This window comes from Parabacteroides sp. AF18-52 (assembly GCF_003479145.1).
GTDB lineage: Bacteria > Bacteroidota > Bacteroidia > Bacteroidales > Tannerellaceae > Parabacteroides > Parabacteroides faecis.
Genome location: NZ_QUGR01000019.1, coordinates 1 through 13,819 on the forward strand (window position 1 = coordinate 1; position 13,819 = coordinate 13,819).

Annotated in this window: 9 protein-coding genes; all 9 read left to right on the forward strand. The window is 36.6% G+C overall.

Annotation, left to right across the window (positions count from 1 at the left end):
- Positions 1-119: 119 nt before the first annotated feature.
- Positions 120-710, forward strand: coding sequence for an HU family DNA-binding protein (locus tag DWX23_RS20975; RefSeq protein WP_122375905.1), 591 nt, complete (start codon positions 120-122; stop codon positions 708-710).
- A 12-nt stretch (positions 711-722) separates the two neighbouring features.
- Positions 723-1,832, forward strand: coding sequence for a 6-bladed beta-propeller (locus tag DWX23_RS20980; RefSeq protein WP_122375906.1), 1,110 nt, complete (start codon positions 723-725; stop codon positions 1,830-1,832).
- 129 nt (positions 1,833-1,961) lie between these two features.
- Entirely contained in the window at positions 1,962-3,542 is a 1,581-nt protein-coding gene (locus tag DWX23_RS20985; RefSeq protein ID WP_158607109.1) for a tetratricopeptide repeat protein, read from the forward strand.
- A gap of 169 nt (positions 3,543-3,711) precedes the next feature.
- Positions 3,712-4,128, forward strand: coding sequence for a DUF3244 domain-containing protein (locus DWX23_RS20990; RefSeq protein ID WP_122375908.1), 417 nt, complete (start codon positions 3,712-3,714; stop codon positions 4,126-4,128).
- Positions 4,129-4,184: 56 nt separating this feature from the next.
- On the forward strand, positions 4,185-5,348 hold the full coding sequence (locus DWX23_RS20995) for a tail fiber domain-containing protein (protein ID WP_122375909.1): 1,164 nt from the start codon (positions 4,185-4,187) through the stop codon (positions 5,346-5,348).
- A 7-nt stretch (positions 5,349-5,355) separates the two neighbouring features.
- Positions 5,356-5,826 (forward strand): hypothetical protein, encoded by a 471-nt coding sequence (locus DWX23_RS21000; protein ID WP_122375910.1) that lies wholly within the window; start codon positions 5,356-5,358, stop codon positions 5,824-5,826.
- 17 nt (positions 5,827-5,843) lie between these two features.
- Complete coding sequence (locus DWX23_RS21005; RefSeq protein ID WP_122375912.1) at positions 5,844-11,909, forward strand: FG-GAP-like repeat-containing protein; 6,066 nt, start codon at positions 5,844-5,846, stop codon at positions 11,907-11,909.
- A gap of 146 nt (positions 11,910-12,055) precedes the next feature.
- A complete protein-coding gene (locus DWX23_RS21010) occupies positions 12,056-12,655 on the forward strand; it encodes a hypothetical protein (RefSeq protein WP_158607110.1) in 600 nt (199 codons plus the stop codon).
- Positions 12,656-12,794: 139 nt separating this feature from the next.
- Positions 12,795-13,748 carry an outer membrane beta-barrel protein gene (locus tag DWX23_RS21015; RefSeq protein ID WP_122355572.1) on the forward strand — a complete coding sequence of 318 codons (954 nt, stop codon included), beginning with the start codon at positions 12,795-12,797 and terminating at the stop codon, positions 13,746-13,748.
- Positions 13,749-13,819 lie beyond the last annotated feature (71 nt).

Below are 13,819 nucleotides of genomic sequence, written 5' to 3' on the forward strand. Positions count from 1 at the left end.
AGTCCTTTTTGAAACTTATTTTTTTTCAAGACTGTCAACTTATTTCAGGACAGGACACGTACTAATTCGAAAAAGTATGGCATATAGATAGAATTAGTATGTAATCTAAAAATAATGCCATGGCAATAAAATTTAAAGTTTATTCAACGCCAAAGCCAAACGGGCGCGCTGGTGCAAGATTAACACATGCCCGTGCAATCAGCCGGGGAACTTATAACTTGGAGAAAGTATGTAGGCTGATAAGCGAACGTTCTGCCGTATCGTCTGCCGAAGTGAAAAGTGTCCTTGACTCATTTGCCTGGGTGATTGAACTGGCATTGGAAGACGGTTGCCATGTGGAACTGGATGATCTGGGCTATTTCTCACCATCGTTGAAAACTGTTTTGAATAAAAAGAATGAAAACAGGAATATGGTTTATGTTGATGGGATCAATTATCGTTGTTCGACCTCTTTGCGTGAGAAGTTACGTGCGATCGATCTGGAATATGTAAAAGTAAAAAAGAAACCGGGGGATTGGGAGACACGGAGAAATGAGTTGGTAAAATATATGGAAGATTGGGAAAGCGTCACTCCCCGTACTTATGCAGAAGCATTTGGCTGTAGCCGTTACCGGGCGACACTCGATCTGCAACGGTTTGTGGAAGAAGGGGTATTGGCAAAAGTTGGTTATCGGAATAAGGTGATGTATTTGCTGGCGAATAACGAATGAAAGGACTGAATTATGAAAAACCATATTTTTGTTTATAGTATAATAGCATTGATGTCACTGCTATCCTGTAATAAGGAAAAAGGGACTATATATACGGTCGATTTCTCTTCCGGAAATTTTCCGCAAAAGAGTGTAGATCTGGATGATTATGTCGGTTCATGGAAAAAAGTGGTTCTGGAGACAGATTCGTTTTGTTTAGTGGATAAGTCTGCTCATTTCTATCCATGTAAAGAGTATATCATTGTTTATTCGCCCAATAGGATCATGATGTTTGATTATGACGGTAAGTTCATAAAGAATATTGCTCAGGGCGGCAACGGACCGGGTGAACTTAACTATTTATCAGACTGTACGATTGATGAAGAAAATCAGATGCTATATTATCTGGATATATTTGATACAGAGAATATACATTCTATCTCATTAAAAGATGGGGCCATTGGAACCATCCCGATTGCTATCGGGAAAATGTTAAAATCATTTGTGTTCCATCATGATGTTATAACCTGTTTCCCGTATGTAGGAAATAGAAGTCAGTCGTGTTATACACAGGATTTGAAAGGCAATATACTTGATCCGGCTTCTTTAAGGATAGAGGAACCCGATGGCCCCTTTGTTCAGTCACCGATCAATATGTTCTTTTTGAATGACGATATATTCTATCAGGGATTATATGAAGATACAGTTTACAGTGTAACAACACATCTGCCCATGCTTGTATTTTCAAAAGGCAATAGGCATGCGGACGATGTCAATACTAAAGATATCCGGGAAAATCAGGTGTTTTTTAATTCCCTGTTTTCTTCCGGAGATAACTGTGTGCTGTCAAGAGTTGAATATGTGTTGAAGGCGACTGATGAGGAGGGGCAACTCCTTGAAATGATTCCGGATGAATATAGATATTACCTTTATGACCATCATTTAAAAGAAGTAAGCGAAATAACCGGATGTACATTCACGCCGATTGATAAGAAATATGTAAAGGATAAGTTGACGGATCTTTTCCCTCTTATCTCTTCGTTTAATCCGCGTAAGATCGTATTGGCATTTCCTGCAGAGGAACTGGGCGGTGAGTTTGATGATAATCCGATTTTATATGTTGGTGATTTAAGAGATCGATGAATGGAAAGTGGAATAGGATAATTGTGCTAAAAGTAAAATATGGATAATATAGGGACGAGGATATATGTATTATCTATTTTATTCATTCAGATCCTTTTGTGTATTTCTTGCGCAAATGGAAGGAATGAAATGATATTATCCGAATCAGAATCTCTTTTGAATACTGATCCTGATAGTGCTTTATTGGTATTGAATTCAATTGCTTATCCTGAAAAATTGAGTGAGAAAGAGTATAACCGTTATATTTTACTGAAAATTCAGGCGGAATATAAATCTTATCAGGATATAACATCTGATTCGGTTATTCTTTCTGTACGTGATTATTATTTGGAAAAGAAGGATAACCCCAACCTGGCTTTGGCATCGTATTATTGTGGTTGTTATTACAAAGAGTGTGGTGATGGAGAGAATGCGATGAGGTATTTTCTGGAAGCTGACAAGTATGCGGGAAAAGGTGATGATAATAATTTGAGAGGGTTGATTTTGAGTGCGATCGGAGTCATTCTACTGGATCAATTTGACAGTGAAGGAGCAATACGTTATTTTCGTGAATCAGCAGCTTTAGACAGATTGACCGGGAATTTGAATAATGCGGCAGTTTCCTACATGCAAATCGGAGATTGTTTCCAATATTTAGAACAACCGGATAGTGCTTTACATTATTATATGAAGTGTCTGCATTTGGTAGATGAAGGGAATTTATGCCATGAACAGTCCAATATCCGGCAGAACTTAGGAATATTATATGCCCGGAAAGGAGACTTGGCAAAAGCAAATCAACTTTTGAAAGAAGCATTGGAACATGCTCCCAATCAAGACGATCAAATAAAAATATATCTCTCGTTGTTAGATTTATATGTAGAAAATCATCAGATAGATTCTGTAAATTTCTATATGAACCATTTGTTACAGAAAAAAGACAGCATAAAAGATATATATGTAAAAGCAAATTTGTTTCAGGCTCTTTCAGAGAGAGAAGAAATGTTGGGGAATTATCCGGAGGCGTTGGAATATAATGAAATGTATGCCGAGAATCTTTTGCAGATAATTACGATCAATTCGGATAAGAGATTGTTGGAGCTTCAGAAAAAATATGATTATGAAAAAATGCATTTACATAATACTCGCTTAAGACTGGAAAGAAGCTATACGTTTATTGGATTATTAGTGTTAGTTTTCTGTATTGTTCTTTCGATAATATTTTTATCAAGAGAGTATCGAAGACGTGAAAATGTAATGCTGGAATTAGAAGATAAAGTATCGCAATTGAATAGTTTGGCGAAAAAATATGATGAAAAAGAGAAAACATTTGTTTCCTATTTACTTAAACATTTTAAAGTTTTAAAGAAAGTATCCAGTTTGGAGATTTATATAAATAAAAAACAATCTCATAAGGATGAATTTTGGATAAAGAAATTTAATGATATAGTCTATGGTCAAGATACTTTGAATTGGGATATTTTATATGATGTAATGAATGAATTGCATAATGGTTTTTTTATCAAATTGAAAGCATTATATCCGCAGTTAAAGGAAGTAGATTTTCGTATTCTATGTTTGACTTATTCAGGCTTTTCAACAGAAGAAATAGCGATTGTCTTAAACTTAAGTATAAATACGATTAATACAAAACGTTCAGCTATACGTAAAGGTCTTGCCATTCCTTCTTTTGCCAATTTGCGTGACTTCCTGGATGACAAATTGCTTTGATAAACCTATACTATTAGAAAGAAAAAGTTATATCTGATATTTATTATATTCTTGAATATCATTATTCTATCTTGCTTTTTGTGTGTGAAAAGTTATATCCCTGAATAAGGATAGTTAAAAATAGATACTTTTACTCCTGGTTTTTTAATTTAATTAAAAGAGTGAATGTATGAAACTAACTAAAACACTATTCGGTATTTTTATTGTGGCAGTATGTTTATTAAAACCATCTGTGCAAACTATAGCATCTTCTTCTGCTAATAATGAATTGTCTTCTAAAATAATGAGTTCTACCAAAGTCTATTTGAAAGGACGATTATCTACTCCGACAAAACGAAGTGTATCCCAACCTGTTGAAGTCTATCAGGAAAATAAGACTTTGATGATTTCTTATTTGTCTGAATTGGGAAAAATAGAAATTATAATTAGTGATGAATGGGATTCGATTGTGTATTCGGAAATCGTATCTGTTTCTGAAAGTACTGTATCATTTGTTGATTTGAGTGGACTTAAAAAAGGGAGTTATACTCTTAATTTGAGAAATATTGAAGGAGAAGAGTTATCCGGAATGTTTGCTGTTGAGTGATAGACTATCTGTATTTTGTTTTATAAATGACAAGTAACATAAATAACTGGATTGATATGAAAAAGAAAATTTACTTATTAACTGTTTTAATAACCGTTTTGTGTTTTAATTCAAATGCTCAATTGAGATTATTGCAGAATGGCCGTGTACAAGTAGGAACATTGAGGTTGGAAGGTGAAGATGAACTGAATGTAACAACAATGCAGGTATTCGGACCTCATGGCGACATGCGTTCAGGATCGAAGTTAACCTTTGGTGATTTTGGGAAATTTCCAAGTAATGGCTGGAATGTTTTTATAGGGGAATACGGAACGGGGGATACCGACCAATTATGGTTACATGGTAAAAACGGAATTTATTTGACCAGAGGCGGCCAGGCAAGTAATGTGATCGGTTATTATAATCCGTCTTCCAACAGCAATTTTGTATTTAATACGAATCTACGTGTGAACGGAGTCGATATAACTTCCGATGCCCGGTTGAAAGAAAATGTTCAATCGCTTCAAAATCCACTGGATCTTTTGTCTCATGTAAGTGGTGTAACTTATAATTATAAGCTTTCCGAAATGAAAAAATATCGTGAGCCGGATAAATCGAAGTTTACTGAGGAACAAAGCATGCAAGATAATGCATCAGATATGCAAACATCGATGGATGCAGCCGCCATCGAGAAAGCAAACAGAGACAAACTACTTCAAGATGCAATTGACCGCAAGGATGCAGAAGAGGCTGGTCGTAAGAGAATCGGTTTTTTGGCTCAGGATGTAGAAAAAATTCTGCCGGAATTGGTTAAGACGGATGAAGATGGTGTAAAATCTATTGATTATATAGGCTTTATTCCTTTATTAGTTGAAAGTATCAACGAAATGCGACTTACTATTCAGGAACAACAAAATGAGATAGAGATGTTGAAAAGTTTACTGTCTGTTGAAACAAAATCGACATTGCGTTCAACATCAACTGGCAATCCAAATGTGATAGAAGGTGCAAAATTATATAATGGAACCGGGGCATCTGTTTCTTATATATTGCCGTCTACTTTTAGTAATGCATATTTACAGGTCTTCGATATCTCCGGAAGGATGGTAAAGAAAATTACTCTGACTGTTGCCAATGACGTTGTAGAAATTAACCCTACCGAAATTGGTTACGGAACGTTTGTCTATGCCTTGTATGTAGATGGACAAAAAGCGGATACGTTGAAGAAATTTGTTAATTGATTTTCCTATGAAAATAAAATATGCATTTACGACATATGCGAAATTATGTATGTCGGCCTTCTTCTTATTTTGTTTTGTGGATATTGTATTTGCCAGAGACTTAAAAGAAGGAGAAGAAGAATCGAAGGATAGTATATATAAAACTGAACAAGATAGTTTGAGAGTTGAACAGATTGATCGTTCTTCAGTTACTTATGCTTCTTCATGTGTTAATTTGTATGAAAACAAGACTGTAGCTTCTGTTGTCTCGGTTTTAGGATGTGATACTCTTGCTGTACGGAATGTAACGGTAACGAATAGTGGTAATTTAACTCTTATAGCTCCAGGATATGTAACGTTAAATGGACTGTTTGAAACAAATTTGGGAGGGACGTTGAATATAAAAGCAGAGCCGACTCGACTAATTTTTGAGTTTTTTTATGATGATTCTGGAAATCGGATTATGCGACAAGTAAATGTAGTGGATTCAAACCTTTAATTATTTCGACATATAATATGGCTAAATACGTTTTATATATATTACTAATCTTTGTCTCTTTGGAAGGGTTAGCTCAGAATACATCTAACTTATCCGGTTCATTCGATATTGGCCCGGTTGGAAATGCGACATATAATATACCGGTTGATCTACCTCCTGGAACGGCTGGATTGAAACCGGACATTTCTATTGTCTATAACAGCTTTTCTGGAGATGGTGTTATGGGAAAGGGTTTTTCATTGTCGGCTATATCTTCTATCACGCGTGCCAATACAACTGTTTTTCATAATGGTTATATCAGTGATATAAAGTTCGATAATACAGATAAATATATGTTGGACGGTAATCGTTTGATGTATAATGCGTCGACGAATCAATACCGAACGGAAATGAATCCCTACTCTCAAATAAAAATCGTATCACCGAATACTTCTTCAGCCTATTTTGAGGTAAAGACAAAAGAAGGTTTGATTATGGAATACGGTAATACATCTGATTCTAAATTATATGCTCAGGGATCTCATAAAGACCAGGTGGCATTCTGGATGCTCAATAAAGTGAAAGATCGTATAGGAAATTATTATACGTATACATACGAAAAAAATGATGACAACGGAGAAATCCGTTTAAAGCAGATTGATTATACAGGCTATATGGGAAATACAAACCGTGCTCCTTATTGTTCCGTGAAGTTTGCTTATACGAGTCGAAATTATGATGTTAACTTGAACTATATAGCAGGAAGTGAATTTGAGGAAACTAAACTATTAAGTGAAATCGGAATTTATTATGGAGCAGAGCTTTATCGTAGATATACCATGACTTATAATTATGACGGAAATGATTTTACTTATCTTTTGTCAAAAATAACAGTTACCGGTCAGAATAATGAAACTCTAAAACCAGTAGTATTCAATTGGTATAAAAATACTGATTTTAAGCATAAACAGGTTGTATACGATCAATCGTCGAGTGCCATGAACTACATTAACAAAGCCTATATATCTTTGGGTGATTATAATGGTGACGGTAGAACTGATCTTTTAGCAACGCCGATGGAAGATGCTGATTGGACAGGCTGGAGATTGTTTTTAGCGAATACAGATGGAAATAAGCTCACTTATTCGGGGAGTGGAACTCTTCCTGAAAGATATAAGGAGCCGGTTCCCGGTGATTACAATGGAGATGGTATTACAGATTTTCTGGCGTGCCGGGAGACTGTAGCAAAATCTCTTGATGGGGACGATCCGGCTTCAGCTTCATCGGTAGACACGTTAATAAATCAGACATCTGAGAATAGGGCATCTGTCACTTACTACAATTATTTTGTTTATTATGGCACCGGTAATGGATTTACAGCAGGGCCGGTGCCTGCTATTACAACTGAATCACGTCCTCATGGAGTTCGGGTAGCGGACTTTAATGGAGATGGTGCTATGGACTTGTTTGTGTATTATAAGGAAAAGAATGGTTCTGTGGATTATAAAATCTGTATGTCCGGCTATTCTGGCGGGACATTGACTGCGTTTAATACAATTAAAACGGGTACTATCCTTTCAGATATGAATTGGGATCAGGTGGAAGTATGGGATTTTAATGGAGATGGTTTGGCTGAAGTGATTAATTTTCGTGACGATGGTTACGACTATATGGAGAATAACGGAGCCGGTTCATTACATAGAAGCCGGACCGGAACATTTCCGAATAAAAAGCATAAAATAAGTTTTGGTGATTTTAATGGAGACAGAAAAATCGATTTATTGCTGACAGGTTGGAACGATATAGAATGGAGTGAATGGCAAACCTTGTTATCTACCGGTTCCGGATTTAAAAGTTATTCTTTTCCCAAGAAATTTAATACTTATTCTAAAGATATTTATGTCTGTGACTTGAATGGTGATGGAAATGATGACTTTTTTGCCGTTGATAAATCTTCGGAAAATTTAAGTGCTCTCAAATGTTTTATAGGATATGATAACGGGCGTAATTTTAAGGAATATTCCAGCGTGAGTACATACGGGTCTGATAAATGGAACTTTTTCCCGTTGGATACCAGAGGCGATGGAAAATTAGGCTTTTTAGTAACGTCTGCGCCTAATTCATGGAAGGGGTATCAATTGTATATGCCGAATGCCGAGTTTTCTAATTTATTAAAATCAGCAACAGATTCTCATGGGAATGTGACGTCTATTTCCTATAAAAAAATGCCGGATACTTCCATATATACAAAAACATCGCCTGTAGGAGGGAGTGCAACAGTTTCCGGATATGATAGCTTATCTTTTACTGCTCCCTTCAAATTGGTTTCGAATGTTAGTATAAGTAATGGTATCGGAGGGACGAACAGTATTGCATATACTTATGAGAATGCAAAAGTATTTAAACGGGGACGTGGCTTTCTGGGGTTTACAAAGACAATAATGAGTGATTTAAGTACTTCTGTTAAAACGACGATTACACAGAGTTTTTCAGATACTTATTATCAAGCGGCTGTTAAAAGTATAGAAAAAATCTACACGCCGACGAACCGAAAATTGACACAAACAAACTATACAAATACTTTAACGAAGCCTTCAAATGCATACGGATCATTTGTATATCAACCAACATCTGTAACGGAACAAACTTATGAACCGACTGCAAATAAGGTTATTCAAACTGTAACAACAAATTATTCTTATGACGATTATGGGAATTTGTTGACTCAGACTGCAACGTATGGTAATGGAGATGTACAAAAAGTAACGAATACATATAGTAATAATACAGCAGCCTGGCTTATAGGATTATTAACAAGAAGTGTGAGTGTCAGTACGGTTAATAGCAGTTCACAAACAAATACGGTCGATTATAGTTATTACAGTACAACCGGGTTGTTGCATACGCAAACGGTTGAACCTAATCAGCCAGCTTATAAATCGGTGGTCACTTATACATATGATGAATATGGGAATGTAGCGACAAAAACTAAAACGGTAGGTAATACTTCCCGTATGGAATCTTATACGTATGTAAATGGGCGTTTTGTTAATACTCATACTGATGTATTAGGACAAGTCGAGTCCTTTATTTATGAACCAGTCTCAGGCTTGATGTCTTCTCATACGGATATAAACGGTGATAAGTCGACTTACACTTATGATGGTTTCGGAAAAATCAAGACGCAGACGTCCAGTTCTTCGTCAGGAAATAATGTTTTAACGAGTTGGACATGGACGAATGGTAATCCTTCAAAATCTGTAATTCTTCGAACTGAAGCGGCAGGTGACGGTCAGGTTATCAAAAACTGGTATGATGCTTTAGGGCGTGAGATTCAATCCAGCCACAAAAATTTCTCAAACAAAGAGGTTTTTTCAATGACGGAGTATGATGCTTTGGGGCGTGCTATAAAAACGTCTGAACCCTATTTTTCGGGAAGCACTTCGTCTGCAATTCAATATCATACCAGTCAATATGATAATTATGGCAGAATAAGTAAATTAGTGACTCCTTTGGGAACAATAACATATAGTTATTCGGGAAATCAGACAACAATCAATGATGGAACTAAGGGGTATACGACTGTCCGGGAAACTGATACAGGCGGGAAGTTAAAGTCTGTAACGGATCCGGGCGGTAAGATTACTTATACTTATGGTCCGTCGGGTGATCCGGTGAAAGTGGCCTGTGGTTCTATTTTTTCTACTATCAGTTATGATTTATTAGGGCGCCGTACCGAATTGAAAGATCCGAACGCCGGAACAATTTCTTATGCATATGACGGATGGGGTAATTTAAAGATGCAGACGGATGCCAGAGGTGAAACAGAAGAATATGCATATGATAATAATGGCTTGCTAAAGACTTATAAAAGGGGGAAAGAGGAATCATTTTCCTATACTTATGATTCGAAATATAAAGGACAGGTTGGTTCAGTGGTGTATGGTGGTAGTAAAACAGCATACACGTATGGTGATTATGGACGATTGAAATCGAAGACAGAAACGGTAGATAACAAATCTTTCCAATTTTCGTACAGTTATAATACCAAAGGACAACTGGAAACGCTGACTTACCCAAACTCGAAGTCAATAAAATATGAATATATCAACGGTGACCTTTATAAAATAATCTGGCAACCGAGTACTACGACAGTTTGGCAAAAAAGTGAGGAAAATGCAAAAGGGCAGATTTTGTCTGTAAATTTAGGAAATGGTATGCAGGGTAGTTATACTTATAATACGATAGGTGTACCTACATCGATTCGTGCCTTAAAAGGGACTACAGCCTTATTAAACATAGGTTACCTGAATAACGATTCGCGTGGAAATATCAGAAACAGAAAAGATTTGATAAAATCACAGGAAGATAATTTCACCTATGATAATATGAATAGGTTGATTGATGGAGTTGAATATGAAGCGAATGGTAATATTTCCTATAAATGGGATGCCGGGACGTATGAATATGAAGCAAATCATCCTCATGCAGTCAGGAATGTGTCTCCCAGTAAGAGTATGGGATTGACGAATACCAATTTGTCGGTTAAATATAACAGTGTGCGTCTTCCTATAGAAATAAAAGAATCCGACAAAAAATATACGATAATCTATAATGGCGAGAATAGTCGTATAAAAAGTCAGTATATAGATAATAATGCGACAGTATTTACTAAATACTATTCTGGTCCCTATGAAGAAATACAAAAAGGCTCAACAACTCGTAAAAATTACTATATTTATGCCGGAGGAGAAATAGCTGCCGTTTATACGGAGGGAACCTCCGATGCTGGTATGTATTATTATCATAATGACCATTTGGGTTCTCCCTGGTTGATAACTAATGCATCAGGTGTTGAGGTGCAACGTTTGAATTTTAATGCTTGGGGGCGCAGGCGTGATGTCTCTGACTGGGATAATTATATGAATCTGCCGGAGATGAAGTTTGATCGTGGCTTTACTGGCCATGAGCATTTGGAGATGTTCGGTCTGATTAATATGAATGCCCGTTTGTATGATCCGGTATTGGGACGTTTCTTAAGCCCGGATCCTATTGTTCAGGTGCCGGATTTTACGCAGTCTTATAATGGATATTCGTATGCGTTGAATAATCCGTTGTCGTATACTGATCCGAATGGTGAAAGTTTCATCCTCGTAGCTGCGATTATTGGTGGATGGATTGGCATGGGAAGTGCTATGGTGTCCAGTGATAAAAGTGGCTGGGGATTGGCAGGTGATATGTTTAAAGGTCTGTTTGTCGGTGCAGCTTCAGGTGCGGCTGGTGCATGGGCTGGTGGAGCTGTGGCTGGGTCGATAACAGCGGGCGGTTTTATTCATGGAAGTCTATCAGGTTTGGCTGGTGGATTTGGTGGAGGTTTTGTTGGTTGTTCCGGGAATGCTTGGTTATCAGGTGCTGGTTTTGGCGCTGGGTTGAAAGCTGGATTTGTAGGAGGTGCGTTGAGTGCTGCTTTCAGTGGTGTATCTGGTGGTTTGATACGTGGGTTTACGGATATGGCTAAAGGATATTCTTTTTGGGATGGAAGAACAACCTCTGAGTTTGTAATAGGAAATTCAATAGAAAAGACAGATTATAAATCAATGGGAGATAATTATAATGACAGTTTTACTGCTGAATTGAATGATGAAAACTTGAGAACTAGAATTCAAGGAGAGTATAGTGTAAAAGAGGGTGATTTTGGCATAGAAAAAATAACAACACGAACAGGAGAAAGATATGGTATGACGACAAAAGAATCATATGTAAACCTAAAAAACGGACACGAAGTTGCTGGATATGCAGATTTATCCTCAACAGGGCGTAGTTCTAAAATACATATTTCACCAAAATACGCAAATGCATTGGATGTAGCTGATTTTAGGGCTGTAGCTGGACATGAGCTGATTCATGCTTACCACCAATATACTTTTGCTCAAGCTTTTGTGAGAGCTTCTTCTGAAAGTGTTGCTTATCGATATTCGGCAAATATTTATTTGAGAGCATCTCAACCAGTAAAGGCATTTCAGTGGATGCAAAACGCTATTAGTCGACGTTTTTTTTGGCACCCTGGTAGTTATGAAATTCCCTATATTTATAGGTTTAGATAATGAAATATATATTTGTCATACTATTTATGTTTTGTGCAAATCCTTTATTTGCACAAAGATATGTTTTGGGTGAAAGTAAATTCTTGAACCATTGGACTCAGGAGTATATGGATTGTCGGTTGTATCTATTGGACAATAAATATACTATGAAATTATCTTTGATATCAGATGATATCGTTTTTAATATGTTTCCCTTTTATGGGTATGTCCGAAAAGAGGGAAATTTGTATTATTTGAAAGATATTCCAACCAATGCTGAAATAGTCTTGGAAAAGGATAAGTCTGCTAATTTCAATATAAAAAAGGGCTTTTCATTTATGCAAAAGAAATGTCTTACTTATGAAGACAAAGCTGATAGTGATGATTTTTCTTGGTTTGATATCGATGTTGAGAATGATAAAAAGAAGAAAGATGTTCAATCAGTAAGAGATAAACAGTTACCTGATAAACTAAAATTTAGGTTTGGGGAATATATGAATGGGAATGTTCATGTGTCTCTTGAAGAAAATGGTTCATATACAATTGCATATAGATTTCAAGAGTATTTGATTGTAATTTCAGAAGGAAAATGGTCAACCAGAAATGGTATTTTAAAATTAAGAGATCCATTTCTTAATTATTCGTTTACAATGTTGACGAGCGTGGATAAAAAGTTGATTGCGATTGATTTTCCAAATGAACTGAACGAGGAGTGGATATACTCCTTTGTGGAAGAAGGGAATGAATATAAAAAAATAAATTTGTAGGAATAAAAATTCCTTATCCAGGCAATAATATAATAAACGGGATCTATCTTTTTCCTCAAAAAGATCAAATGTATCCTTTTACTATGTGGTAATTCTTTGTATAAGAGTGTGTAAGATAGAAATATAAAAAACGAAAAAAATGAAAATAGCAAACTTATTATTGATTTTACTTCTACCTATCTGTTTAGGTAGTTGCGCTCCGAAAGTAATAACCCATATCGAAAGAAGTTACTCTCCTCGTGCTGCGGCAGAGGAGGTTCATTTATATGGAGTGGGACAAACCGTGCCGGAATCGGCAGAGTTGATAGGAACTGTAAAGGTGGTGGATAGTGGAGCTTCAACCAAATGTAATTATGACCAGGTTGTTGCACTGGCAAAACAGACAACCTCCAAAAACGGAGGAAATGCGTTAGCCCTGACCGATCATCGGGAGCCTTCTCTTTTAGGAAGCAGTTGCCACCAAATAGCAGGCAATATGTTGTGGATAGGTGATGCGACCAATCTGGAAACTGAAATTGCTCCGGTAGTTACGACTTCTGGTCGTGATAATAATGCAGGTGTTTCTAAAAGTTCGTTTTATCATAGTACGATCTATGTCAATATCGGTTATGCCTTTATGACGAATAAATTTTATCTTCCCAACGGAGCGTCGGGTCATCCCAAGAAAGGGATGGATTGGCAAGTCGGTTATGATTGGGTGTCAAGGAGTGGTTTTGGCGCTGGTCTGATGTATTCGGGATATAAGTCATCTTACAGTTATTCCCATGTGGATGTGAATGTAGGGCTTGCTTATATTGCTCCTCAGTTCGTGATGAAACAAAAAGTGGGTCGTTGGGGAATAGAAGAAAAGTTCGGCATCGGTTATTTTAAATATCGTGAATCGGCGAAAGGAGTTAGTGAATCGCTATCGGGATTTGGGTATAACTTCCTGATCGGAGCAGAATATTATTTGTCTGATCATATAGGAATCGGAGCGAATTTAGGGTATATTGGCAGTTCTCTTCCTAAACAGGATAATATAGACTATAAGGATGGAGAACATTCGGGAATATTTCGTTTGCATCTGGATGCTGGAATACGTTTTCATTTCTGATAGATTACGAAAAACAATAATAGCGGGATAACCGGATGTACATTCACGCCGGTTGATAAAGAATTATGTAA

Bases quoted from the DNA above. Each gene is read 5' to 3' on its own strand.
- DWX23_RS20975 (WP_122375905.1), top strand. From the start codon at position 120: ATGGCAATAAAATTTAAAGTTTATTCAACGCCAAAGCCAAACGGGCGC.
- DWX23_RS20980 (WP_122375906.1), top strand. From the start codon at position 723: ATGAAAAACCATATTTTTGTTTATAGTATAATAGCATTGATGTCACTG.
- DWX23_RS20985 (WP_158607109.1), top strand. From the start codon at position 1,962: ATGATATTATCCGAATCAGAATCTCTTTTGAATACTGATCCTGATAGT.
- DWX23_RS20990 (WP_122375908.1), top strand. From the start codon at position 3,712: ATGAAACTAACTAAAACACTATTCGGTATTTTTATTGTGGCAGTATGT.
- DWX23_RS20995 (WP_122375909.1), top strand. From the start codon at position 4,185: ATGAAAAAGAAAATTTACTTATTAACTGTTTTAATAACCGTTTTGTGT.
- DWX23_RS21000 (WP_122375910.1), top strand. From the start codon at position 5,356: ATGAAAATAAAATATGCATTTACGACATATGCGAAATTATGTATGTCG.
- DWX23_RS21005 (WP_122375912.1), top strand. From the start codon at position 5,844: ATGGCTAAATACGTTTTATATATATTACTAATCTTTGTCTCTTTGGAA.
- DWX23_RS21010 (WP_158607110.1), top strand. From the start codon at position 12,056: ATGAAATTATCTTTGATATCAGATGATATCGTTTTTAATATGTTTCCC.
- DWX23_RS21015 (WP_122355572.1), top strand. From the start codon at position 12,795: ATGAAAATAGCAAACTTATTATTGATTTTACTTCTACCTATCTGTTTA.